The organism is Mesorhizobium sp. INR15 (assembly GCF_015500075.1).
GTDB lineage: Bacteria > Pseudomonadota > Alphaproteobacteria > Rhizobiales > Rhizobiaceae > Mesorhizobium.
On record NZ_CP045496.1, the window covers coordinates 5,052,559 to 5,074,695 of the forward strand.

Genomic DNA, 22,137 nt, shown 5'->3' on the forward strand with positions numbered 1-22,137 from the left:
AAGCGGTAGTATTCCGAGACGTTGCCGCCTGCCGCGAGCCGACGGCTCAAGTCAGGCGCTAAGCTGGCGCGGCCCTGTTATCTTCAAAGCGCCCAGCGCCACGAAGCAGAGCGCGGTCACCGGGAAGATGATCCAGTTGAGCATCGACCAGCCCCAGGCGTTGTAGACGGCGCCTGACAACAGCGAGGCAAAGGCCACGGAGCCGAACAGGACGAAGTCGTGGAAGCCCTGCACCTTGCCCTTTTCCGACGGCCGATAGCTGTCGGCGACGATCGCGGTGGCGCCGATGAAGCCGAAATTCCAGCCGAGCCCGAGCAGGATCAGCGCGGTCCAGAACTGCCACAAGGCCAGTCCCGACAAAGCCACGACGGCGCAGGCGACAAGCAGGGCCAGACCAACGGCGACGATGCGTTCGGCGCCGAAGCGACGGATGAGCGAGCCGGTGAAGAAGCTTGGCCCGAACATCGCCATCACATGCCAGGAAATACCCAGCGTGGCATCGTTGGTGGACAGGCCGCAACCGACCATGGCAAGCGGCGCGCCGGTCATGACGAAGCTCATCAGTGCGTAGCTGCCGACGGCGCAGAAGAGTGCCACGACGAAACGTGGTCGTGTCACGATCTCGGCCAAGGGCCGGGCATCGCTGACGGCGCTTTCAGCCTTGCTCGCGGCTGTTTTGGCCGGAAGGCGCAGGAACGACAGGATAGCCGCGCCCGCCGCCGCCAGCACCAGGATGGAGGCGAACGAACCGGCGAACATCACCGGAGCAAACAGTTCGCGGGTGAAGATGACGATCTGCGGCCCGAGGATGGCGGTGATGATGCCGCCGGCCAGCACGAAGGAAATGGCGCGCGCCTTGAATTCCGGCGGGGCGTTGTCAGCGGCGGCGAAGCGGAACTGCTGGACGAAAGCGCCACCGACACCAATCAGCAGCAAGCCAAAAGCGAACAGCCAGAAGCTCGCTTGGAAAAGCGCCAGCGTCGCAACCAGCCCGCCAAGCGCGGTGATGATCGTGCCGGTCATGAAGCCGCCGCGCTGCCCCATACGGCGAATGATGGCCGCTGCCGGCAATGCGCCGAGCGCCACGCCAAGGTTGAAGCCGGTGATCGGCGCCGTCGCCAGCGATTTGTCGGCACCGAGAAGATATTGTCCGGCCAGCGCGCCCATGGAAATCGCGATGGGAGCGGCCGACCCGATGATTGCCTGCGAAGCAGCGAGGATCAGCGCCGTGCGGCGCGCCTCCTTGGCCACCGCTGTCACGGCCACGGTCATGCGTCCTTGCCGCGCCCTTCTCCACGCACGCGGCGCGAGACACGGTCGAGCACGGCGTTGACAAGCTTTGGCTCGTCTTCCTCGTAGAATGCCTTGGCGATGTCCACATATTCGGAGACGATGACGGCGACCGGCACGTCCTCGCGCTTCATCAGCTCATAGACACCGGCGCGCAGAATGGCGCGCAATGTCGAATCCAGACGCGACAACGGCCAATCCTCGGTCAGCGCCTGGCGGATGATCGGATCGACGGTCGTCTGGTTCTCGACAACACCAGCCAGGATGGCGCGAAACCATTGCGCGTCGGCCTCGCGATAGAGCGCGCCGTCGACTTCCTTGCCGAGCCGAAAAGCTTCGTATTCGGCGGTGATTTCGAAGACGCCGCTGCCGGCGACATCCATCTGGTAGAGCGCCTGCACGGCGGCAAGCCGGGCAGCACCCCGCTTGTTGGCCTGGCGCACCGGTGGTCGGTCGTTGTCTCCGGACTGCGTCACGTCGCTCAGGCTCCGAGCTGTTTTCGAACGGCGATCATGGTCAGCGCCGCGCGAGCGGCGAAGCCGCCCTTGTCGCCTTCCGTGCGCCGGGCGCGCGTCCAGGCCTGTTCGTCGTTCTCGGTGGTCAGGATGCCGTTGCCGATGCAGATCGATTCCTGGATGGAGAGATCCATGAGCGCGCGAGCGGATTCATTGGCGACGATATCGAAATGGTGCGTCTCGCCGCGGATAACGGTGCCGAGCGCGACATAGCCGTCGTATTGGGTGCCCTCGCCTTCAGCCGCGTCGAGCGCGAACGAAATCACCGCCGGAATTTCCAGCGCGCCGGGAACAGTGACCACATCATACTTGGCGCCAGCATCGTCGAGCGCGGCCTTGGCGCCATCGAGCAGCGCATCCGCCAGATCGTCGTAGAAGCGTGCCTCGATGATCAGCAGCTTGAGTTTCTTGTTCTTGGGCATTTGGCTCGCGTCTCCGGAGGAGCCGGTGACTTAAGCCCAAGCAGCCAAGTTCGCAAGCTTTGTCGCAGCGTCAGACCGGCTCTAATTGCCGACCGGCTGCTCAAAGTCCCTCTTTCGCGGCCTCCGCCAAGCGCGCCGCATAACGGGCCATCGTGTCGATCTCGAGGTTGACGCGGTCGCCGACATTGCGCTCGCCCCAGGTCGTGACGGTCAGCGAGTGGTGGATCAGCAGCACGTCGAAGCGCGTGCCTTCCACCTTATTGACTGTGAGAGAGGTGCCATCGAGCGCGATCGAGCCCTTCGGTGCGATGAATTTTGCCAGTTCGCGCGGTGCTTCGAGCGTGAAGCGCACGGCGTCGCCCTCCTCCTCGCGCGCCACGATCTCGGCCATGCCGTCGACATGGCCAGAAACAATGTGGCCGCCGAGTTCGTCGCCGATCTTGAGCGCCCGCTCCAGATTGAGCTTGGTGCCGGACGTCCAACGCGCGGCGGTCGTCAGCCTCAGCGCCTCCTCCCAGGCCTCGACCTCGAACCAGCGCGCGTTCGAGCCGCCATCCGGCAACGCCGTCACGGTCAGGCAGACGCCGCCGCAGGAAATCGAAGCACCGATGGCGATGCCTTGCGGGTCGTATGCCGTGTCGATGCGCAAGCCCACGCCTTCCCTAAGTGGCTTCACGGCGGCGACGGTGCCGACATCAGTGACAATTCCGGTAAACATCAATCGTGATCCTAGAAGTCTCTTATCCACTCGGCGTAGCTGTCCACGCCAAAATGCATCTCGCGCAATTTGCGGAAACCTGCAGGGATATGGTTGGCGTCGATGGGGGATGCAATGCCATCCTCGCCGATCGCTTCCGGGCCATGGAACAGCACGATGCGGTCGACCAGCCCATCCGCGAGGAAGGCCTTTGCTATCCTGGCGCCGCCTTCCACCAGGACGCTGGCCATGCCGAGGGCGGCCAGATCCTCGAGCAGTTCCGGCAGGGCCACACCGCCCTCGTGCGTTTCCGTACCGATGAAGCGCACGCCGGCACGCTCGAGCAAGGCACGCCGCTGCGGATCCGCCTCCAGGCAAGCGGCGACATAGAGCGGCACACGATCGATTCCGGAGACCAGTTTGGATGCTTCCGGCAAGCGGATTTGCCGGTCGAGAACGATACGCGCCGGCGATCGGTTTTCGAGGCCAGGCAAGCGCACCGTCAGCGCCGGGTTGTCTTCCAGCGCCGTGCCAATGCCGACGAGGATACCGTCGACCTCGGCGCGCATCAGATAGACTTCGCGACGCGCGATGTCGCCGGTGATGGCCACCTGACCCTGGCCCTGCCTGCCAATCTTTCCATCGCTGGAAAGCGCAAGCTTGAGAATCACTTCGGGGCGTTTTTTGAGAGATCGAATCAGATAGCCGGCCATTTGTTCGGCCGCTTCCGCCGCGAGCACCTTTTCGACCACTTCGATCCCGGCGGCGTGCAGGATGGCGTAGCCTTGGCCCGAAACGCGCGGATCTGGATCGCTGGCGGCTCCGACGACACGCGCCACGCCGGCATTGACCAATGCGTTGGCGCAAGGCGGCGTGCGGCCGTGGTGGGCGCAGGGCTCCAGCGTGACATAGGCCGTGGCACCGCGGGCCAGTTCGCCGGCTTCGGCCAGCGCCTCAGTCTCGGCATGCGGCCGGCCGCCAACCGCGGTTACACCGGTGCCGACGATCATCGGCCCGGCCCCGTCGTCGCGCACGATCAGCGTGCCGACGGACGGATTGGTCGAAGTGCGCCCGGCATTCTTGCGAGACAACCGAAGCGCGGCCGCCATGAAGCGGCGATCCAGGGTGTCCTGTGCGGAAGAACCAAGTCCAGCCATGATCAGCTGGCGTCCTCTTCGCCCTTCAGTTCGCCCAGCACGTCATGAAAGTCCTTGGCCTCGCGGAAATTGCGGTAAACCGAGGCGAAGCGCACATAGGCGACGTCGTCGAGGGACTTCAGCGCTTCCATCACCAGACGGCCGACCTCACCGGAGGCCACTTCCGTTTCGCCCGAACTCTCGAGCTGGCGCACGATGCCGGTGACCGCTCGGTCGATACGCTCCGGGTCGACATTGCGCTTGCGCACGGCGATCTCGACCGAGCGCAACAGCTTGTCACGATCAAACGGCACTTTTCGCCCCGACTTCTTCACCACGACGAGGTCGCGCAACTGCACGCGCTCGAAGGTGGTGAAGCGGCCGCCGCAATCAGGGCAGACACGACGCCTGCGGATCGCGGCGCCATCCTCGGCAGGACGCGAATCCTTCACCTGCGTATCTTCGGACTGGCAATAGGGACAACGCATGGGCGGCCTTCGGTTGGCGATTCTTGTAAGTCGAAAGGCTTAGTGCCTTTTGCCGCGATGGCAAAGCAGCCTCTCGCGTCTCAGAGATAGCGAGACATGGGGAGAATTGCGAGAGCGCCAGTATTCGGGAGGCGTCAGGGTGCCACGTCGCCGGTCGGGAAGCCGCACCAGGTTCCGAGGTTGCGATAGGCCTTGGTGAAACCGGTCATTTCGATGCTTGCCACCGGTATGCTTGCGAGCGTGACATCAAGCGTCGATGCCTGGCGCATGGCGCGCAGAAGCGCCAGGCTGGTTTTGGGTTTGTTGTCCATGATCCACTGGCGGTGCGGCCCGATGCTGTCGCCCTCGCTGACCGTCGCCGCGACCTTGCCTTTGCCATCGCTGAAAACCGTGGCGATGCTGTTGCCTTTCGGCAGATCCTTGTTGTCGACCGCCAGGGTCAGCGCCGGATAGGCATTGGGCGGCAGTGCGTCGTCGCTCGAGATGATCAGCGTCACTGTGCCGGGGCTTCCATTTTGATCGACAAAAGCCGTCGACGCCGCGCAGGTCTTGTGCACGTCCTGACCGCTGCTGAGCTCGTCCACGGTCGCGGACCATTTGCCTGACGTTTCGGTCTTGGGCTCGGCCAAAGATGGGCCGGCGCTCAGCGCCGTCCAGACGGCCACGGCACTCAAGGCCACGTTGCGCAAAGGGCTTGTCTTCATCCTGACCGCTCCTGGGTTTTCGCCGAGGGTGCGTCAGCCAAGGACAATGCGCAAGCTGCTTCGGCGACGCAGGAGGCGTCGCCGAAGTGAAGCCGGAGAGGTCTTAGCCGAGATAGGGGTAGAGCGGGAAACGGTCGGTCAGCGCAACGACCTTGGCCTTCACCGCCGCTTCGACGCTGGCATTGCCCTCGTCGGAATTGGCAACCTTCAGGCCGTCCAGCACTTCGGCGATCAGCTTGCCGATCTCGCGGAACTCGGCCTGGCCGAAGCCGCGCGTGGTGCCGGCCGGCGTGCCAAGCCGCACACCCGAGGTGACGAAAGGCTTTTCCGGGTCGAACGGGATGCCGTTCTTGTTGCAGGTGATGTTGGCGCGGCCGAGCGCAGCCTCGGCGCGCTTGCCGGTGGCGTTCTTGGGACGCAGGTCAACCAGCATCAGATGGTTGTCGGTGCCGCCGGAAACGATGTCGAGACCCGTCTCCTTCAGGCTCGAGGCGAGCGCCTTGGCGTTGGCGGCAACGCTTTCGGCATAGAGTTTGAAGCTCGGCTTCAGCGCTTCGCCGAAGGCCACCGCCTTGGCGGCGATGACATGCATCAGCGGACCGCCCTGCAGGCCCGGAAACACCGCCGAATTCATCTTCTTGGCGATATCCTCGTCGTTGCACAGGATCATGCCGCCGCGCGGGCCGCGCAGCGACTTGTGCGTGGTGGTGGTCACCACATGGGCATGCGGCAGAGGTGACGGATGCACGCCACCAGCGACAAGACCGGCGATGTGGGCCATGTCGACCATCAGATAGGCGCCGACGGCATCGGCGATCTCACGGAAGCGCTTCCAGTCCCAGACCCTGGAATAAGCAGTGCCGCCGGCCAGGATCAGCTTCGGCTTGGTCTCGTGCGCGGTCTTCTCGATCGCGTCCATGTCGAGCAGGTGATCTTCCTTGCGCACGCCATAGGACACGACCTTGAACCACTTGCCGCTCATGTTGACCGGCGAGCCATGGGTCAGGTGACCGCCGGAATTGAGGTCGAGGCCCATGAACGTATCGCCGGGCTGCAGCAGCGCCAGGAACACGGCCTGGTTCATCTGGCTGCCTGAATTCGGCTGGACGTTGGCGAAATTGCAGCCAAACAGCTTCTTGGCGCGCTCGATGGCCAGTTCCTCTGCCACGTCGACGAACTGACAGCCACCGTAATAGCGCTTGCCCGGATAACCCTCGGCATATTTGTTGGTCATGATTGAGCCCTGCGCTTCGAGCACGGCGCGCGAGACGATGTTTTCCGAGGCGATCAGCTCGATCTCATGGCGCTGGCGGCCGAGTTCGTTGCGGATCGAACCGAAGATTTCCGGATCGGCATCTTCCAGCGTGGTTTCGAAGAAGGATTCGAATTTGTTCGACGCTGCCGCTGCGTTTGCCATGGCCTGAAATCCTCCGGTTCGGGGCAATTCTCTATGCATATCGTCACCCAAAAGCCGTGGCGCGGCCTTGGGCGACATGCATTGCCGCGCCATTAACACAGTTGTTTGGACCTCGCCACGTTTGGGCCGCGAAATTTGCTGGCCGGTTTGCGCCAAGACAGGCTGCGCGCGCGGCTATTGCGGCGCGCGCCCCTTCAGCACCGCTTCGGAGAAGGTGATTTCGGTGAACAGCTTGCGCGCCGTGTGATCATTGATGTCGCCGCGGCGGAGCATTTTTTGCAACTCGGTTCGTTCCGCCTCAATGCCGGCAATCCTGAGTTCAACCTCCAGCCGGCCAGTATCGCGAGCGTCGGCGCGCGCTTCCTCGCCGTCATCGGACAGGGCAATACGGCGCCGGTAGATGGAGACGACGCTTTCGGCGATAGCGAGCCTTGTGTCGGCAGCGTCTCCTTCGCTGCCATCGCTGGCCAGGCCTTCAATTTTGGCTATGGCCGCATTGGCGGCGCCGACCCGTGCCTTGCGTTCCTCGGCCGCACCGAGGTCCTCACCGGGCTCGACAAGACCGCGCGCGATGGTCGGCAAGGTAAGGCTGGCGATCGCCAGCGAGCAGATGATAACGCCAGCGGCCAGGAAAATGACGAGATCGCGGGCTGGAAAGGGCGATCCATCCTGCAAGGCGAGCGGCAGCGAAAGGATGCCGGCGAGCGTTATGGCGCCACGCACGCCGGCCACCGATCCAGCCAGCCTGACGCGAACGCCGAACGGCTGCGCCTTGCGGTTGCCGAGCCTGGCGGCGAGGCCGGCGCCGATGTCGCCGATCCATATCCAGACGAAGCGCAGGCCGATCAGACAAAGGGTGAGCAAAAGGACGGTCAATGCCGGCTCGAACAGCCAGTGCCGGGTCGTCAGCTCCGGCGGCACCTTGCGGATGATATCGGGAAGCTGCAGCCCAAGCAGGATGAACAGCGCGCCATTGAACATGAAGGTCAACATCGACCAGAGAGAAAATGTCTGGATGCGCGCCGAGACCGCCATGTAGCGGACGATGCCGGAATATCCGGTCAGGAGACCGGCGGTGACCGCCGCAAGAATGCCCGAGGCACCGAAGTGCTCGGCGACGAGATAGGCGACGAAGGGCAGCAGGAGAATGACGAGCACCTGCGCTTCCGGCGGAGTGGTCGTGATACGGCCGAGAATCTGCAGCGCCTTGGCGGCAATGAACAGCGCGGCTATGCCGGCCAGGATGCCGATCGCCACGGCATAAAGGAGACTCAACGATGCGCCCGCGAAGGAAAAGCTGCCTGTCAGCGCCGCGGCGACGGCGAAGCGGAACATCACCAGGCCCGACGCGTCGTTGAGCAGCGATTCGCCTTCGAGAATGTGCATCAGCCGCGCCGGAACGACAGTGCGGTCGACGATCGAAGACACGGCAACCGCATCGGTGGGCGACAGCACGGCGGCCAAAGCGAAGGCGACGACCAGCGGGATGCTCGGCACCAGCCAGTGCAAGGCATAGCCGAAGCCAACGATGGTGAAGAAGACGAGCCCAATGGCGAGATCGAGGATCGGGCCGCGCAACGCGATCAGTTCCCGTTTCGGCGCCGCGAACGCGTCGCCGAACAGAAGCGGTGGAATGAATACCAGCAGAAAAAGCTCAGGATCGATCTCGAAGTGAACACCTCGCGCCGGCCACGCCAGAGCGGCGCCAATGGCGATCTGCAGTACCGGCAGCGGCACGCGCACCAGCCGCACCAGCGCGCCCGACAGCGTCACGAAGGCGAGCACAACGAGGATGAAGATGGCGATTTGCATGGGACGATTCCGAACGGCGCTTCCAGGACCATGCGCAAACCGCGCCTCCAGGTCCAGCCATGGCCTTGCACCTTGCGACGCTTCACTCCGACCTTGTAGGCAGGGCTCACCCATGCCACCCTGTCGCCTGTGCGGACAGGGGCCAGTCCATGCTATCGCAAATCATGTCTCGTGCTGAAGCTGCCTTCGCGGCGCAAACGCCCGAGCAAGCAAGTCTAAGCTTCTTCGCCGCGGTGGAAGGCCTGGGGGCTTCCTACCTGCAGACCCGCTTCTATAGGCGGCCGACAATGCGGCTGACCTCGGCCAGCCACTGGGCAGCGGGCGGCTTCATCACCCGGGTTGCCCCCGACACCTGGCCGGGAAGCTCGGCATTCGACTATGTGTGCCTGGAATGCAATCCGCTGCTGACTGCTATACGTGAAAGCCGGACCCGCTATCGCTTCAGCGATTTCGCGCCAAGGCACGATCAAGGTTTCAAGGCCTACTGGGACGCGATGAGCGAAGCGAACATATACGACGCGCTGTGCGCCACGTCCTATGGCCCCGACGGGTCGATCGCTTCTCTTCATCTCGGTTTTCCAGAACAGGACCTGGCGCCGGAAGAGAGTTTTGCGATTCAAATGGCCGGCCTTGTCCTGACGGAGCGGCTGATAAGCCTGTCCACGCCACCCCCGGCAACGCCGCCAAAACTGTCAGCGCGCGAGCGTGATTGCCTGGCCCTGGCCGCCGACGGAAAGACCAACTGGGAAATCTCAGTGATCCTGAGCATCGCGGAGGCGACCGTGCGCTTTCACATCGACAATGCGCGCCGCAAACTGGGCGCGGTCAACCGGGCGCATGCGGTGGCGTGCCTGCTGAACCAGCGATTGATCTAGCGCCGGCTCCACCAAGAAAAAAGCCGCCTTGCGGCGGCTTTCTTTCTCTATAATCAGATACTTAGAGCGAAGACGTGATCTGTAGCTCATTGGCCCCGTCGAGGGCGTAGACGTCATCGCGGAACTGCACCACACCCGGACCTGTCGACCAGGCCGAGAGATAGAGGAAATGGACTGGCACCGGGTTGGTGACCTGCACCGGCGTATTTTCGCCGGTCTTGATCGCCGCTTCGAAATGCTGGCGATCCCAGCCAGGTGTATCGCGCAGCACCCAGGTGACGAGATCGCGCACGTTCTGCACGCGCACGCAGCCGGAGGAATCAAAGCGCATCATCTTGCCGAACAGGCTCTGCTGCGGCGTGTCGTGCATGTAGACGCCGTCCGGGCTCGGGAAATTGATCTTGACCGAGGCCATCGCGTTGCCGGCGCCCGGATCCTGGCGGAAACGGTACTTGGCTGCATCGTCGGTCGACCAGTCGACATTCAGCGGATCGACCTCGCTGCCATCCGGTGCGAACAAGCGAATATGGCTGTCCTTCAGATAACTCGGATTCTTCCGCATCAGCGGAATGATGTCCTTGCGCACGATCGAGACCGGCGCGTTCCAATACGGATTGACGATGATCTCGTTGATCTTGGAATTGACGATCGGCGTCTGGCGATCAATCTTGCCGACGATGGCGGTATGGCGAAGCACGACGCGATCGTTCTCGACCGCCTCGATCTGCGCGGCCGGAATATCGACCAGCACATAGCGATTGCCGAGCGTGCCGGCCTTCTCGCGCAGCCGCTGCAGATTGGTCTGCAACTGGCCAAGCCGAACCTGCGCCGAAACATTCATTGCCGCATAGGTGTATTTGCCCAATGAGCCGTCGGCCGGCAGGCCGTGACGCAACTGGAAGCGCTTGACCGCCGAGTCGACATAAGAATCGAAGGCTGTCGAAATGCCGGCGCTCTGCGCCAGATCACCGGAAACCATCAAGCGCTTGCGCAGCGGCACGACGTCAGGATCATCTACGCCAAGCATCAGCTTCTTGGTGTCCGGAACCGGCTGCCAACCGCCTTGGGCGACGATGTTCTGGTATTGTGTAATCGCCTGTTCGGTGAAGGAAACGGTCTGTGGGCTGAAGATCGGCAGCGTCGACGCGACCTTGCCGCCTTCGCTGGCGCGGGCATCGAACTGGTCGTCCCAATTGCCACGGGCCGAGGATTTCAGGATATCCCCAATCACGTCCTGAGCGTTCGCACTGCCAGCAACCACGGCGGCTGCGAGCGCGGAGGCTCCGGAAAGGAAGAGACGGCGGCTGGTTTTCATGGACGTTCCAGACATTTTTGTAGCAATTAGACCACTGCTGCGTTCGTTCATCGGGCTATCTCGCCCGTACTCTAAAGTTGGCATTGTTAACAATTAGCCAACCATGTCCCGTGTCACTTCGGCGTGAAAACGCGTTGGCGCGACTTGGGTTCCAGATGAACGCACGGACTTCACCGCAGCATCACCGGCTTCCTCGGTTCCATTGGAATATGGCGGCAACGTGACCTTGGCCGCGTTTTGGGCCGACCGAGGTCCCGAAAGGCGAAGGCGTGTGCTTTTTGGCACCAGGTCGCACATATCCGTGAACCGATCGCCTTTGATGATGTACACAGATGCGACCCGGAGGAAAAGCCATGTTTGGTGTCATTGCGGTGGTCGCGGCGTTCGGCCTGGACGGAGGCGCTGGCCACCCTCCTACCGCCGAGGAAACCGTCGCCTATTTCGCGCACGGACTCGAACAGGGCGTGCACCCAAGATACGGGCAGCAGATCGAAGAGCCGCTGAAGCGGGTTTCCAGGTCGCCCGCGATCTTCACCAGCACCGGGAAAGGCGAAGTCGGCGACAAACTGGAGACGCTGCGCTTCATCATCACCCGGCTCGACGACTGCACCTACAGTGCCGAACAGCAATATGAGGAAGATGGCAAAATCTATTTTCGCCTGACCTACAAGTTGCAGTTGGGCGCCGTCACCAGCTTTGTCTCGAGCAACGCCCCCGAATATGTCGAACTGAAAGGGCTGATGAAGGAGTGCACGACGGATACGGATGGCGCCTGCGACTTGACGCGGGAACCGGAAAACATCGGGCCATTCTTCGGAGCACCCGACAAAGCCGACCAGGCCCTCGCCTATTTTCATGAAAAATTCTGCCCGCTGAAACGGTAGCCGGATGCAACAAGAAAAAGGACCGGCGTCTTTCGACACCGGCCCACGATTGAGATCCGTTCCTGGTCGCGCTGCTTCGGCGCGGCTTCTCGGTATCTGGCGCTCACATCCGGTAAGCGATGGTATCGTTCCAGAAGCGGTCGAGCCGCTGCAAAGCCCGATTCATCTGCTTGAATTCGTCGGTGTTGATGCCGCCGACCTGCTCGATCGAGCCGACGTGACGCTCGTAGAGACCAGCGACAACATCCGCCACTTCATTGCCCTTCGGCGTCAGTGAAACGCGAACCGAACGACGGTCGATGCGCGAGCGCTGATGGTTGATGAAGCCGAGATCGACCAGCTTCTTCAGGTTGTAGGAGACGTTGGAGCCGAGATAGTAGCCCCGCGAGCGCAACTCGCCGGCGGTCAACTCCGAATTGCCGATGTTGAACAGCAGCAGCGCCTGGATGGCATTGATGTCGGAACGGCCGTTGCGGTCGAATTCGTCCTTGATCACATCAAGCAGGCGGCGGTGCAGCCGCTCAACAAGCTGCAGCGATTCCATGTACAACGAACGGATTGCCTCGCGGCGGTCGTCGGATACGTTGGCGGTCTTCGCCGCCGGACGCGAATTGATCATTGTCTTTGCCTCTCGTTTGTCGCCCTGGTGATTTTTTGTTTTTCACCTTGATCGCGACACTATCGAATACTCATAAAATTCGACTTAAACGCTAGGGCTAACAAGAGCTTACCGGTAAGAGGTTTCGGAAGAGGCTTAACGATCGGTCACCCGAGTAAGGATAATTAACCTAAAGATTTAGCCAACGATTTCGGTGGCAAAACCCCAGGGCGGCCAGATCCTCAATAAGCACAGGGGCTTACGCCCGCACTGGCCGTTTCTGCATATAGATGACAACGCGAAAGACGATGTAAAGCAGCGCCACGGCGATATGCGAAGCGACAATCAGCAGCCTATGCCCGAAAAGCTCGGGAAAACCGGCATACATCACCGTCTCGGTTACCGCGCAAATGAACCAGATCACCGGCCCCCAGGACGCCAGCATCCACAGACCGGCGGCGGCAAACGGAAAAAACACGGCGAGCAGCACGGCGGCCACCTGCCAGTGCACCGGCATGAGATCGAAACGCCATAGCGGACCAGGATAAAAACCGATCAGCTTGATCCAGTAGAGGATACCGAACAGCAGGCAGTAGCCAGCGACCACACGCTGGAACCAGGCGAAGATCACTTCGACCCCTGAGGGCTGCAGCACGATGCGCCTGGACGCGGCCTCGCTCACAGCTCCAGTTCCCGTTCGTCGAGCGAGGCGAAATAGGCATCGACATTGGCATCGCTGACCTCACCGAGGTTTGCCGGCCGCCACTGCGGTGTCGACCCCTTGTCGATGATGACAGCGCGGATGCCTTCGTAGAAATCGTGGCCCGCAAGCATGCGGTTGAGGATGCGGAATTCCATCTTCATGCAAGCATTCATCGAAAGCGTCTGGCCGGCACTGATCTGGCGCCAGGCGACGCGCAGGCTGGTCGGTGAGCGTGACCTGATTGTCGCCAGCGTCTTTGCCGCGAAGTCGTCACTGGCCGCTGCCCGTTCGAGGCTGGCAATGATGCCGTCGAGCGACGGTTGCGAAAAATGCCTGGAGATTGCGTCCAGCGTCGGCCTGTCCGTTTCGCGCAGCGCGGGAAAGAAGAACCCGCGCAGCACGGATTCCGGATCGCCGGTGTCTATCACGCGTTCGAGAAAGCCGGCCTGATCCTCGGCCTTGATCGTGTGCGTCGCAAGGCCCGACCAAAGCGCGTCGCCATAGCGGATGCGATTTCCGGTCAGGGCCAGATACATGCCGAAGCTGCCGCCAAGATCGGGCAAGAGGTGGCTGCCGCCGACATCCGGGAAAAAGCCGATGCCGACTTCCGGCATGGCGAACTGGGCGTTCTCGGTCAGCACCCGGTGCGAGCCGTGGAAGGAAATGCCAACGCCGCCGCCCATGACGATGCCGTCGATCAATGAGACATAGGGTTTCTTGAAACGCTCGATACGGGCGTTCAAGCGATACTCGTCAGCGAAAAAGTCGACAGGCGGTTTTCCCGCCCGGCCGGTCTCATAGACATGGAGAATGTCGCCGCCGGCCGAAAACGCCCGGCCCTCGGCCTTGACGATGACGACATTGACTTCATGATCGCGATCCCAGGCATGCAATGCCTTGTCCAGCGCCTTGACCATGCGGTGCGTAAGGGCATTGAGCGCCTGCGGCCGCGTCAGGGTGACGACACCTGCCCGGCCCAACCGCTCGAAGCGGATCTCATCGCCACCGCCAAAATCCATCGTCAGAGAATCCCCTCCCCCGCGCCGCCGGGACTGAAGTGCTAAAGCTGGCGCATGGGTGCGTCAATGCCAGGGCCAATCGCCGTGGGTGCATCTGGCCTTTAAACAAAGAGGCATCCTTGCCTCTCCGACAGGACGAGCGCAGTTGCAAGCGAAGGCAAACCTACCCATCTCGGACACTATGAGCGGAAGGGCCAACGCGTGATCCTTGTTACCGGCGCTTCGGGATATGTTGGGGGAAAGGCGCTTGCCGCGCTGCTGCGCCAAGGCTTGCCGGCGGTTGGGATGGTCAGGAACGTCGACAGGCGTGGGGCCGGCTTGCCCGCCCAAACGCCGTTGCGGGTCGCCGACTACGACGACCCCGCGAGTTTGCGGCGGGCCTTCGACGGCATCACGACATTGCTGTTCGTCTCGAGCGACGTCACGGCCCGGGACATGCTTCGACACCATGCGCATGTCATCGAAGCCGCCGTTTCGCAAAAGATTAGGTCAGTTGTCTTCACCAGCATCATCGATATCGACGCACAATCGCCGTTCTACTTCACGCCTGTCTATCGCGATGCGGAGCGCGGATTGCGCGAGAGCGGGTTGGCCTGGACGATCCTGAGATGCGGGCTCTATTCGGATCTGGTGCTCAACGAATGGATCAAACCCGCCTTGCTGACCGGAACCCTCTCGCTGCCGACGGGCGCAGGACAGATCGCGGCGATATCGAGAGATGACGTGGCATTGGCGTTGGCGACCGTTGCCACATCGCCGATCAAACATGCCGGAAAGATTTATGAGCTGACGGGGCCAGAATCACTGTCGTTGCATGACTTCGCCAAGGTCGCGGCCTCAGCCCTTGCTCGCCCTCTCCGTTTCATCCCCTGTTCGCCCGCCGATTTTCTCCAACGTGCATCGGCCGAGATGAAAGACCCATGGCCGCATGCCTATTCGACTTTGTGCCGGTCGATCGCCGAGGGCCGCTATCAACGCGCCACTGACGCATACGAGCGTCTGACCGGTCATTCTCCAACCAGCTTTGAGAGATTTGTTCGGGATGCCGCGTCCGACTGAATTTCGGGAGCGGATGCAGCCTGACAACTGATGCCGTGAACTGTGATCTGTCACGGCCAGCCCTGACAGGACAGCACCGCTGGCACAATCGTGTCGCATTGGTCAGCGGCAAGGGCTCGTGATAAAAAGCCGTTGATCCGGAGTTTTGGCCATGAACAAGTTTACCCCCGCAAAACCTGCCGGCGCGCGCAGCGTCGATGAGATCACCGGCAGCCGCCGTCTGCGCCGCATGCGCAAGGCTGACTGGTCGCGGCGCCTCGTGCAGGAGAACCGCCTCACCGTCGATGACCTGATCTGGCCGATCTTCGTCGTCGACGGCACAAATGTGCGCGAACCGATCGCTGCCATGCCGGGCGTCTTCCGGCTGTCGCTCGACCTGGCCATCAAGGAAGCCGAGCGTGCGGCAAAACTTGGCATTCCGGCAATCGCCACCTTTCCCAATGTCGAACTTGGTCTCCGCGACCAGACCGGCTCGCACATTCTTGACCCCGAAAACATCATCAATCGTGCCACTCGCGCCATCAAACACGCGGTGCCGGAGATCGGTATCATCACTGATGCCGCACTCGATCCATTTACCTCGCACGGCCATGACGGCATCCTGCGCGATGGCATCATCGTCAACGACGAGACGGTGGAACAAGTGACCGCCGCCGCCGTCATCCAGGCCGCGGCGGGCGCCGACATCATTGCCCCATCGGACATGATGGATGGCCGCATCGGCGCCATTCGCGACGCTCTCGACGCCAATGGCTTTTCCGATGTGGCGATCATGTCCTACGCGACGAAATTCGCTTCGGCCTTCTACGGCCCCTACCGCGAGGCGGTCGGTACCGCCGGCCTGCTCAAGGGCGACAAGAAGACCTATTACCTCGACCACGCCAATTCCGACGAAGCGGTGCGCGAGGCCGAGCAGGACATCGCCGAAGGCGCCGACATGCTCATGGTCAAGCCCGGCCTGCCCTATCTCGACATTATCCGCCGGCTGAAGGATGAGTTCCAGATGCCGACTTTCGCCTATCAGGTTTCGGGCGAGTACTCGATGATCAAGGCCGCCGCCGCGAATGGCTGGATCGACGGCGAAAAAGCCATGCTGGAATCGCTGCTCGCCTTCAAGCGCGCCGGGTGCGACGGCATCTTGACCTATTTCGCGCCTGAAGTGGCGGAAATGCTGAAGGGATAGAAGGCCGGAACGCCGCTCCGTAACGCTCCGGCCAGATCTTACGCTGCCTTGGGCAAGTAAGGGATCGTTCCCGCGAGATCGGTGTTGTCGATCAGCTGGAAGCGGCTTTCGCTGCCGCTCTGACGGGCGGCGATATAAGGCGCGTAGAGCGGATCGCTGGTGAAAGCCTCGGCCGCGGCAGCCGAAGGAAACGCCATCAGCGCGATCAGGCTGGTTTCCAGCGGTTTGCCTTCCAGTGTCTTCACATTGCCGCTGCGCGCGAGATACCGGCCGCCATGCTTGTGCACGAGGTCGTGCACCGAAGCGGCATAGGCCGGCACCCACTTGTCGTCCGTCACCTTGATGTCGGCGATGATATAAACGGTCATTCTCAGTCTCCATGGTTGCAAGTCGGCACCGGACAGCCCGGTGACGTGACGACTGCCTCGCATGGAGGTGGCGAAGCGCTCCAGTCACCGAACTGTACCAGGGCTGCGATGGCTGGCCGGTACAGGTTCTGTACTGGCCGGCCAACGGGTTTCTGACTAAGGTCAGGCAATCTCAGTTGGAGGTCGCCACATGACGCAAGCCGGATACAAGCAATTTTGCCCGCTCTCCATGGCCGCGGAGCTGCTGTGCACACGCTGGACCATGGTGCTGTTGCGCGAACTGGTGGCGGGATCGACCCGCTTCAACGACCTGCGCCGCGGCGTCCCGAAAATGTCGCCAACCCTTCTGTCACAACGGCTCAAGGACCTGGAGGCAGGCGGCATTGTCGAGCGGGTCGAGATCAAATCCGAGCCGGGCGTGTTCGAATATCGGCTGACCGAAGCCGGCAAGGACTTACGCCCGGTGATCGAAGCGATGGGGTTCTGGGGCCAGAAATGGGTCGAGGCCAGACTGTCCCTGAAGAACCTCGATCCATCGCTGCTGATGTGGGATATGCGGCGCAACCTCAACCCCAGTCCGCTGCCTGATGGGCGCACCGTGATACAATTCCTGTATCACGATCTGCCGGCATCAAAACGGTCCTGGTGGCTGATCGTTGAGAAGCATGGCGATGTCGACCTCTGCTGGTATGATCCAGGGTTCGACGTCGATCTCTATGTCTCGACCGATCTCTGCACGATGACGTCGATCTGGATGGGGCTGACCACGGTCCACAAGGAACGCGAGAGGATTACTCTGACGGGGGATCTCGATGTCGCCGGCAAGATGCAGACATGGCTCGGTCTCAGCCCGTTTGCGGTTATGCCCAAACGGGCGGCAGCCTAGCCAGTTGAACAACCAGCAATACCGCTTGCAAATCATAATCAGTATTGCTATCCGAAACCGGTTGCGTAAAACAACCGGTTAGAGGAGGCTTTCATGTCCAAACTTCGCGTCAATGCTTTCAGCCTGTCGATCGACGGCTTCGGTGCTGGCCCCGGTCAGGATCTCGAAAATCCACTCGGCATCGGCGGCGGCGCGCTGCACAAATGGGCTTTTTCCACCGTAACCTTCCGCAAGATGTTCGGCCAGGAAGGCGGCGCGACTGGCCCAGACGACGATTTCGCCGTGCGCAGTTTCGAAAACGTCGGCGCGTGGATCCTCGGTCGCAATATGTTCGGACCGGTTCGCGGCCCATGGCAAGACGAGAGCTGGAAAGGATGGTGGGGCGATAACCCGCCCTACCATGTACCGGTCTTCGTTCTGACGCAGTATGCGCGCCAGCCAATCGTGATGGAAGGCGGCACCACCTTCTACTTCGTCACGGACGGCATTCACTCCGCGCTCGAAAAGGCGAAAGCAGCAGCAGCCGGCAAGGATGTGAGAGTGGGCGGCGGCGTTTCCACCATCCGCCAGTATCTCAGCGAACGGCTGATCGACGAGATGCATCTGGCGATCTCGCCGGTCCTGCTTGGCGCCGGCGAGAACCTTCTCCAGGGGCTGGACCTGCCAAAGCTCGGCTATCAATGTTCCGAACAGGTGGCGACGCCGCTCGCTACGCACGTCGTCATCAAACGGGCATAGCATGCGCCGAGGTGGCCGCCTGCCGCGGCCACCTCGCCTCGGCCTTAGTATTTCTCGGGCACGTAGAGATCGCGCGGCAGCGTCTGACGCTCGTATTCCGGATTGAAGACGCGCTCCGGCAACGTGATGTCCTCATGCGGCACCTCCTCGTAAGGCAGTTGCTTGAGGAGATGGTCGATGCAATTCAGACGCGCCCGTTTCTTGTCGTTGCCTTCAACGATGTACCATGGCGCTTCCGGAATGTTGGTGCGGGCAAAAGTCTCTTCCTTGGCCTTGGTGTACTGTTCCCAGCGCACGCGCGACTGCAGATCCATCGGCGACAGTTTCCACTGCTTCATCGGATCATGGATGCGCATCATGAAGCGCATCTGCTGCTCCTCGTCGGTGATCGAGAACCAGTATTTGACCACCGTGATGCCTGAGCGGACGAGCATGCGTTCGAACTCGGGCACGTCGTGGAAAAATTCCTCGACCTGATCGGGTCCTGCAAAGCCCATCACGCGCTCGACGCCGGAACGATTGTACCAGGAGCGGTCGAACAGCACGATCTCACCGCCAGCGGGCAGATGCGGCACATAGCGCTGGAAATACCATTGCGACTTCTCGCGCTCGGTCGGCGCGGGCAGCGCGACGACACGGCAAATACGCGGATTGAGACGCTGGGTGATGCGCTTGATGACGCCCCCCTTGCCGGCCGAGTCGCGGCCTTCGAAAATCACCACCAGCTTCTTCTTGTGATAGGCGACCCACGACTGCAGCTTGATCAACTCGGATTGCAGCGTGATCAGGTCGCGAAAATACTGCAGGCGATCGATCGAAGGCGGATGGGCGTTCTTGTAGATCTTGGCGATCTCCAGCGACAGCGCCGGCTCCGACATTTCAAGCTCATAGTCTTCATCAAGCGTGTCGGCGAGTTCGGCTTCCAGCCAGTCCTTGGCGCCGGACTTTGGTTTGGATTCGTTCATCTCGTGCTGCTCCACCTGCAAGCTGCCACCCGTCGGCAATGACCGGGCGGCCGCAAACGACGGCCGGCCGGCCGCGTTCAGGATCGCCCTGAGCCGACTAGATATAGGCCGGCAATGACGGTTTTATTGCAGCAGGCTGATCTGCCGGCCAGGATCCGGTTTTGCAGAAATGCGCTCGCGTTCTCCTGCCGAGGGCGACAAACCGCACAAATTGTCATACAAATAGGTCAAGCTCGTCCGAGCTTCCCTTCCCCGATGCAATCACGAGGACTGACATGGAATACCGCACGCTTGGCCGTTCCGGCCTGAAAATCTCGACCCTGACCATGGGTACGATGACCTTCGGCGGCGCAGGAGCTTTCTCGGCGGTGGGCAAGACCGACCTCGACGAAGCACGCCGGATGATCGATCTCTGCATCGATTCCGGCATCAACCTCATCGACACCGCCAATGTCTATTCGAACGGACTGTCCGAGGAAATCATCGGCGAGGCCTTGGGCGGCAAGCGCAAGGGTGATGTGCTGATCGCCTCGAAAGCGCGGATGCGGATCGGCAAAGGGCCAAATGACGAAGGCCTGTCGCGCCATCACCTGATCCGCGAATGTGAGAAGAGCCTGAAGCGGTTGAAAACCGACGTCATCGACATCTACTTCCTGCATGAATGGGATGGGGTGACGCCGTTGGAAGAAACCATCGCCGCCCTCGACACTTTGGTCGCCCAAGGCAAGATCCGCTACGTCGGCTGTTCAAACTATTCCGGCTGGCAAGTGATGAAGGCACTGGGCATCAGCGACCGCCAGCATCAGCCGCGCTTTGTGACCCAGCAGATCCATTACACGCTGGAGGCGCGCGAGGCGGAGTATGAATTGCTGCCGATCTCGGTCGACCAGGGGCTTGGCGTGCTGGTGTGGAGCCCGCTTGCCGGCGGCTTGCTGTCGGGCAAATACAATCGTGACAGTCCGACCGCCCGGCAGCTCAGCGGCTGGTCGGAACCGCCGATCCGCGACGAGGACCGGCTGTGGCGGATCGTCGACGTGCTTGCCGAGATCGGCAACGCGCACGGCGTGTCGGCGGCGCAGGTGGCGCTTGCCTGGCTGCTCGGACGGCCCGCCGTCAGTTCGCTGGTCATCGGCGGCAGGACCGAAGCGCAGTTCAAGGACAATATCGCGGCGGCAGGTCTCGTTCTGGCCGATGACGAACGCAGCCGCCTCGACGCCGTCAGCCGGCCGCCGGTGCTCTATCCCTACTGGCACCAGCAAATGACCGCGAAAGACCGGTTCGGCGCCGCCGACCTGGTTATGGATCGCAGTGGCGTCTGACCAGAATTCAGGAAAGCGGAATGTTCGCGGTCAACTGCCGCTGATGTAACGCCAGACGTCAGCATCCGGCTCGATTTGGCCGCTGAGCACGAAATATTTGTAGAGCACCAGAAAGGAGATCGCTTGCTCGGCGCGCTCGTCGGCGAATGTCGTGCAATAGGCATTCGCCGCGGCAATGATGCGTTGCGCCTCCGCCGGATGCTGCTCGAAATGCCGCACGCATTCGCCGAGATTCGAGAAATCCGCTTCGAGCGGCACGTAGTGGACGTTCGCCTCAAGCCGCTGCTCCGCGAACCATGTCTCATAGGTCGGCGGCGGCATCAGACAGAGCGAGTTCGAGCTCATGATCCATTTGAGGTTGGTCGCGACATCATTGCCTTCGAGCGAGACGATGTAGCGGTAGCGCCGCTGCTGGTTGATGCTGAGATACGGCTTGCGGTATTCGGCCGCCGCTCTCGGTTTGGGCGAGCCGGCATCGCAGAAAGGCAGATCACGCACGGCTTTCAGAAAGCGGGTCCGCATCGGATTGTTGAGATCGCCACGCCAGACCACGGTTGGCAGCTTGTCGGTAAAGGCAAGTTTGTCGGCAGGCATGTGGAAATGGCGAAACTTGTCGAGCTTCAACAGCACCGCATTGCTGTTCTCGGCGACGATTGGCCGATCCTTGACGATCGATGGCATTCTCGGCACGCTCCTGACATCGCCGAACTCCAGATCGATCAGCAGTTCAGGATCGAAATAGCGGGCAAATTCCTTCAGGTCGTAATAATACATGCTCGGGGAAAACGGCACCTTGTCGACCCGGACAGCGGCCGGGCTCGGCACGAACGCGTGCTGCAGCTTGTTGTAGTAGTTCAGCCGCTGGCGAACCGGCTCACCCGAAAGCACGGCCTTTTGGAGCCGACCCGCCAATCGACGGCGAAACAGCGCCTGTGGCGCGATATCGCGGACAACGTTTCGCGCATAGTAGAAAACCTTGGTGGAATTTCGAAAAATTGTGGCCATCGGTCACTTGATTGGAAACGGACAGGCTGCCGCGATATCAGCGACCGCTTCTCCTACACCACTGTGCCGCGCATCTTGCAAGCCCACAACAGCGCGGAACCGATTTGCCCGGCCCTGATCATTCTTTCCGGTGTTGTGTTTGCCGACCAATGCTCCTAGGCAGGATCACCAGCCCAAGGGCATGAAAGGAACCGATATGGCGAGAGCACCAAACTACGATCAGGAGCGCAAGGAGCGTGACCGGCAGAAGGCCGCCAAGAAGGCGGAGAAACTGGCTGCCAAGGTTGCCGCGCGGGAGCGTTCGAAGCCAGAAGACGAGACCGAAACCGAAACGGCGGAATGACGGCAAAACGGCCCGCGAACGCGGGCCGTGCCTCTATCCAGGTTGCCCCCAGATTTTCGTGTCGTCTCAGGCTGGCGCCTTGTCGCTGACAAACACGTCCACTTCGCGCGCAGCCGCAATGAAGGCACGTCTTGCGTTCATCGCGGGCTTGTCGCCCGCCAACGCATCGTGACAGGCCTGTAGTGCAGCGCGATGCTTGGGGCTGCGCTTGCCCGGCCAGCTGTTGAGGAGGTAGTCGGAAGCCTCCCGCGCGGTGCGCAAGAGCTGAGTGCTTCCCGCCGTGACTGACTTGACGGTCACGGGCGTTTCAAATCGGTTGTTTTCCATCGCCGCTCTTACGCCATCGGCGCACGCGAAGCGAGGCCGAAAGTAGGCCTCGCGTCTGGACACCGCCTT

General features: G+C 61.6%; 25 protein-coding genes. 8 read left to right on the forward strand and 17 right to left on the reverse strand.

Annotated elements, in window-relative coordinates; translation table 11 throughout:
- Positions 1-51: 51 nt before the first annotated feature.
- The 9 genes from GA829_RS24715 to GA829_RS24755 all read right to left on the reverse strand — a co-directional run bounded on the left by GA829_RS24715 (position 52) and on the right by GA829_RS24755 (position 8,481).
- Positions 52-1,272, reverse strand: a complete 1,221-nt coding sequence (locus tag GA829_RS24715; protein WP_195175208.1) for an MFS transporter — start codon at positions 1,270-1,272, stop codon at positions 52-54.
- Complete coding sequence (nusB, locus tag GA829_RS24720; RefSeq protein ID WP_308462346.1) at positions 1,269-1,673, reverse strand: transcription antitermination factor NusB; 405 nt, start codon at positions 1,671-1,673, stop codon at positions 1,269-1,271. Before nusB ends, GA829_RS24715 begins: the two co-directional genes overlap by 4 nt.
- 98 nt (positions 1,674-1,771) lie before the next feature.
- On the reverse strand, positions 1,772-2,227 hold the full coding sequence (locus GA829_RS24725; protein ID WP_195175210.1) for a 6,7-dimethyl-8-ribityllumazine synthase: 456 nt from the start codon (positions 2,225-2,227) through the stop codon (positions 1,772-1,774).
- Positions 2,228-2,327: 100 nt separating this feature from the next.
- Positions 2,328-2,945 carry a riboflavin synthase gene (locus tag GA829_RS24730; RefSeq protein ID WP_195175211.1) on the reverse strand — a complete coding sequence of 206 codons (618 nt, stop codon included), beginning with the start codon at positions 2,943-2,945 and terminating at the stop codon, positions 2,328-2,330.
- Between the two features lie 11 nt (positions 2,946-2,956).
- Complete coding sequence (ribD, locus tag GA829_RS24735) at positions 2,957-4,081, reverse strand: bifunctional diaminohydroxyphosphoribosylaminopyrimidine deaminase/5-amino-6-(5-phosphoribosylamino)uracil reductase RibD (RefSeq protein WP_195175212.1); 1,125 nt, start codon at positions 4,079-4,081, stop codon at positions 2,957-2,959.
- Between the two features lie 2 nt (positions 4,082-4,083).
- A complete protein-coding gene (gene nrdR / locus GA829_RS24740) occupies positions 4,084-4,548 on the reverse strand; it encodes a transcriptional regulator NrdR (RefSeq protein ID WP_195175213.1) in 465 nt (154 codons plus the stop codon).
- Positions 4,549-4,682: 134 nt separating this feature from the next.
- The gene (locus GA829_RS24745) at positions 4,683-5,252 is read right to left on the reverse strand and encodes an invasion associated locus B family protein (RefSeq protein ID WP_195175214.1); all 570 of its coding nucleotides are present in this window, start codon (positions 5,250-5,252) and stop codon (positions 4,683-4,685) included.
- Between the two features lie 103 nt (positions 5,253-5,355).
- On the reverse strand, positions 5,356-6,669 hold the full coding sequence (gene glyA, locus GA829_RS24750; RefSeq protein WP_195175215.1) for a serine hydroxymethyltransferase: 1,314 nt from the start codon (positions 6,667-6,669) through the stop codon (positions 5,356-5,358).
- 174 nt (positions 6,670-6,843) lie between these two features.
- Complete coding sequence (locus GA829_RS24755; protein ID WP_195175216.1) at positions 6,844-8,481, reverse strand: Na+/H+ antiporter; 1,638 nt, start codon at positions 8,479-8,481, stop codon at positions 6,844-6,846.
- A 149-nt stretch (positions 8,482-8,630) separates the two neighbouring features.
- On the opposite strand from GA829_RS24755, the gene GA829_RS37360 reads away from it, so the two are divergent.
- Positions 8,631-9,356: a helix-turn-helix transcriptional regulator gene (locus GA829_RS37360; RefSeq protein ID WP_308462119.1), complete on the forward strand. Its 726-nt coding sequence runs from the start codon at positions 8,631-8,633 to the stop codon at positions 9,354-9,356.
- 61 nt (positions 9,357-9,417) lie between these two features.
- Here GA829_RS37360 and GA829_RS24765 read toward each other — a convergent pair whose 3' ends face one another.
- Positions 9,418-10,671 (reverse strand): L,D-transpeptidase family protein, encoded by a 1,254-nt coding sequence (locus GA829_RS24765; RefSeq protein ID WP_195175217.1) that lies wholly within the window; start codon positions 10,669-10,671, stop codon positions 9,418-9,420.
- 353 nt (positions 10,672-11,024) lie between these two features.
- Between GA829_RS24765 and GA829_RS24770 the strand changes: the two genes are divergently transcribed.
- On the forward strand, positions 11,025-11,555 hold the full coding sequence (locus GA829_RS24770; RefSeq protein ID WP_195175218.1) for a hypothetical protein: 531 nt from the start codon (positions 11,025-11,027) through the stop codon (positions 11,553-11,555).
- A 103-nt stretch (positions 11,556-11,658) separates the two neighbouring features.
- Here GA829_RS24770 and ldtR read toward each other — a convergent pair whose 3' ends face one another.
- From ldtR to GA829_RS24785, 3 genes are all read right to left on the reverse strand, one after another.
- The gene (ldtR, locus tag GA829_RS24775; protein ID WP_013896002.1) at positions 11,659-12,174 is read right to left on the reverse strand and encodes a transcriptional regulator LdtR; all 516 of its coding nucleotides are present in this window, start codon (positions 12,172-12,174) and stop codon (positions 11,659-11,661) included.
- 238 nt (positions 12,175-12,412) lie between these two features.
- Positions 12,413-12,835 (reverse strand): DUF6163 family protein, encoded by a 423-nt coding sequence (locus tag GA829_RS24780; protein WP_195175219.1) that lies wholly within the window; start codon positions 12,833-12,835, stop codon positions 12,413-12,415.
- Positions 12,832-13,875: an enoyl-CoA hydratase/isomerase family protein gene (locus GA829_RS24785; protein WP_195175220.1), complete on the reverse strand. Its 1,044-nt coding sequence runs from the start codon at positions 13,873-13,875 to the stop codon at positions 12,832-12,834. The genes GA829_RS24780 and GA829_RS24785 overlap by 4 nt, the downstream gene beginning before the upstream one ends.
- A gap of 201 nt (positions 13,876-14,076) precedes the next feature.
- Between GA829_RS24785 and GA829_RS24790 the strand changes: the two genes are divergently transcribed.
- Together GA829_RS24790 and hemB are read left to right on the forward strand one after the other, a co-directional pair.
- Entirely contained in the window at positions 14,077-14,934 is an 858-nt protein-coding gene (locus tag GA829_RS24790; RefSeq protein ID WP_195175221.1) for an NAD(P)H-binding protein, read from the forward strand.
- A gap of 151 nt (positions 14,935-15,085) precedes the next feature.
- Entirely contained in the window at positions 15,086-16,117 is a 1,032-nt protein-coding gene (gene hemB, locus GA829_RS24795; protein ID WP_195175222.1) for a porphobilinogen synthase, read from the forward strand.
- 38 nt (positions 16,118-16,155) lie between these two features.
- On the opposite strand, the gene GA829_RS24800 is transcribed toward hemB, so the two are convergent.
- On the reverse strand, positions 16,156-16,485 hold the full coding sequence (locus GA829_RS24800; protein ID WP_195175223.1) for a DUF1330 domain-containing protein: 330 nt from the start codon (positions 16,483-16,485) through the stop codon (positions 16,156-16,158).
- 190 nt (positions 16,486-16,675) lie between these two features.
- On the opposite strand from GA829_RS24800, the gene GA829_RS24805 reads away from it, so the two are divergent.
- On the forward strand, positions 16,676-17,371 hold the full coding sequence (locus GA829_RS24805) for a winged helix-turn-helix transcriptional regulator (protein ID WP_195175224.1): 696 nt from the start codon (positions 16,676-16,678) through the stop codon (positions 17,369-17,371).
- 93 nt (positions 17,372-17,464) lie between these two features.
- Entirely contained in the window at positions 17,465-18,109 is a 645-nt protein-coding gene (locus GA829_RS24810) for a dihydrofolate reductase family protein (RefSeq protein WP_195175225.1), read from the forward strand.
- Positions 18,110-18,153: 44 nt separating this feature from the next.
- Here the strand turns inward: GA829_RS24810 and ppk2 are convergent, their stop codons facing one another.
- On the reverse strand, positions 18,154-19,074 hold the full coding sequence (gene ppk2 / locus GA829_RS24815; RefSeq protein ID WP_195175226.1) for a polyphosphate kinase 2: 921 nt from the start codon (positions 19,072-19,074) through the stop codon (positions 18,154-18,156).
- Positions 19,075-19,349: 275 nt separating this feature from the next.
- Between ppk2 and GA829_RS24820 the strand changes: the two genes are divergently transcribed.
- Positions 19,350-20,393: an aldo/keto reductase gene (locus tag GA829_RS24820; RefSeq protein ID WP_195175227.1), complete on the forward strand. Its 1,044-nt coding sequence runs from the start codon at positions 19,350-19,352 to the stop codon at positions 20,391-20,393.
- A 30-nt stretch (positions 20,394-20,423) separates the two neighbouring features.
- On the opposite strand, the gene GA829_RS24825 is transcribed toward GA829_RS24820, so the two are convergent.
- Positions 20,424-21,398, reverse strand: coding sequence for a glycosyl transferase family 90 (locus GA829_RS24825; protein WP_195175228.1), 975 nt, complete (start codon positions 21,396-21,398; stop codon positions 20,424-20,426).
- A 196-nt stretch (positions 21,399-21,594) separates the two neighbouring features.
- Here GA829_RS24825 and GA829_RS24830 point away from each other — a divergent pair, with 196 nt between their 5' ends.
- Positions 21,595-21,741 carry a hypothetical protein gene (locus tag GA829_RS24830; protein WP_195175229.1) on the forward strand — a complete coding sequence of 49 codons (147 nt, stop codon included), beginning with the start codon at positions 21,595-21,597 and terminating at the stop codon, positions 21,739-21,741.
- A 66-nt stretch (positions 21,742-21,807) separates the two neighbouring features.
- On the opposite strand, the gene GA829_RS24835 is transcribed toward GA829_RS24830, so the two are convergent.
- Positions 21,808-22,068: a DUF982 domain-containing protein gene (locus tag GA829_RS24835; protein ID WP_027028494.1), complete on the reverse strand. Its 261-nt coding sequence runs from the start codon at positions 22,066-22,068 to the stop codon at positions 21,808-21,810.
- Between the last annotated feature and the right edge of the window lie 69 nt (positions 22,069-22,137).

Bases quoted from the DNA above. Each gene is read 5' to 3' on its own strand.
- GA829_RS24715 (WP_195175208.1), bottom strand. From the start codon at position 1,272: ATGACCGTGGCCGTGACAGCGGTGGCCAAGGAGGCGCGCCGCACGGCG.
- nusB (WP_308462346.1), bottom strand. From the start codon at position 1,673: ATGGATGTCGCCGGCAGCGGCGTCTTCGAAATCACCGCCGAATACGAA.
- GA829_RS24725 (WP_195175210.1), bottom strand. From the start codon at position 2,227: ATGCCCAAGAACAAGAAACTCAAGCTGCTGATCATCGAGGCACGCTTC.
- GA829_RS24730 (WP_195175211.1), bottom strand. From the start codon at position 2,945: ATGTTTACCGGAATTGTCACTGATGTCGGCACCGTCGCCGCCGTGAAG.
- ribD (WP_195175212.1), bottom strand. From the start codon at position 4,081: ATGGCTGGACTTGGTTCTTCCGCACAGGACACCCTGGATCGCCGCTTC.
- nrdR (WP_195175213.1), bottom strand. From the start codon at position 4,548: ATGCGTTGTCCCTATTGCCAGTCCGAAGATACGCAGGTGAAGGATTCG.
- GA829_RS24745 (WP_195175214.1), bottom strand. From the start codon at position 5,252: ATGAAGACAAGCCCTTTGCGCAACGTGGCCTTGAGTGCCGTGGCCGTC.
- glyA (WP_195175215.1), bottom strand. From the start codon at position 6,669: ATGGCAAACGCAGCGGCAGCGTCGAACAAATTCGAATCCTTCTTCGAA.
- GA829_RS24755 (WP_195175216.1), bottom strand. From the start codon at position 8,481: ATGCAAATCGCCATCTTCATCCTCGTTGTGCTCGCCTTCGTGACGCTG.
- GA829_RS37360 (WP_308462119.1), top strand. From the start codon at position 8,631: ATGCTATCGCAAATCATGTCTCGTGCTGAAGCTGCCTTCGCGGCGCAA.
- GA829_RS24765 (WP_195175217.1), bottom strand. From the start codon at position 10,671: ATGAAAACCAGCCGCCGTCTCTTCCTTTCCGGAGCCTCCGCGCTCGCA.
- GA829_RS24770 (WP_195175218.1), top strand. From the start codon at position 11,025: ATGTTTGGTGTCATTGCGGTGGTCGCGGCGTTCGGCCTGGACGGAGGC.
- ldtR (WP_013896002.1), bottom strand. From the start codon at position 12,174: ATGATCAATTCGCGTCCGGCGGCGAAGACCGCCAACGTATCCGACGAC.
- GA829_RS24785 (WP_195175220.1), bottom strand. From the start codon at position 13,875: ATGGATTTTGGCGGTGGCGATGAGATCCGCTTCGAGCGGTTGGGCCGG.
- hemB (WP_195175222.1), top strand. From the start codon at position 15,086: ATGAACAAGTTTACCCCCGCAAAACCTGCCGGCGCGCGCAGCGTCGAT.
- GA829_RS24800 (WP_195175223.1), bottom strand. From the start codon at position 16,485: ATGACCGTTTATATCATCGCCGACATCAAGGTGACGGACGACAAGTGG.
- GA829_RS24805 (WP_195175224.1), top strand. From the start codon at position 16,676: ATGACGCAAGCCGGATACAAGCAATTTTGCCCGCTCTCCATGGCCGCG.
- GA829_RS24810 (WP_195175225.1), top strand. From the start codon at position 17,465: ATGTCCAAACTTCGCGTCAATGCTTTCAGCCTGTCGATCGACGGCTTC.
- ppk2 (WP_195175226.1), bottom strand. From the start codon at position 19,074: ATGAACGAATCCAAACCAAAGTCCGGCGCCAAGGACTGGCTGGAAGCC.
- GA829_RS24820 (WP_195175227.1), top strand. From the start codon at position 19,350: ATGGAATACCGCACGCTTGGCCGTTCCGGCCTGAAAATCTCGACCCTG.
- GA829_RS24825 (WP_195175228.1), bottom strand. From the start codon at position 21,398: ATGGCCACAATTTTTCGAAATTCCACCAAGGTTTTCTACTATGCGCGA.
- GA829_RS24830 (WP_195175229.1), top strand. From the start codon at position 21,595: ATGGCGAGAGCACCAAACTACGATCAGGAGCGCAAGGAGCGTGACCGG.
- GA829_RS24835 (WP_027028494.1), bottom strand. From the start codon at position 22,068: ATGGAAAACAACCGATTTGAAACGCCCGTGACCGTCAAGTCAGTCACG.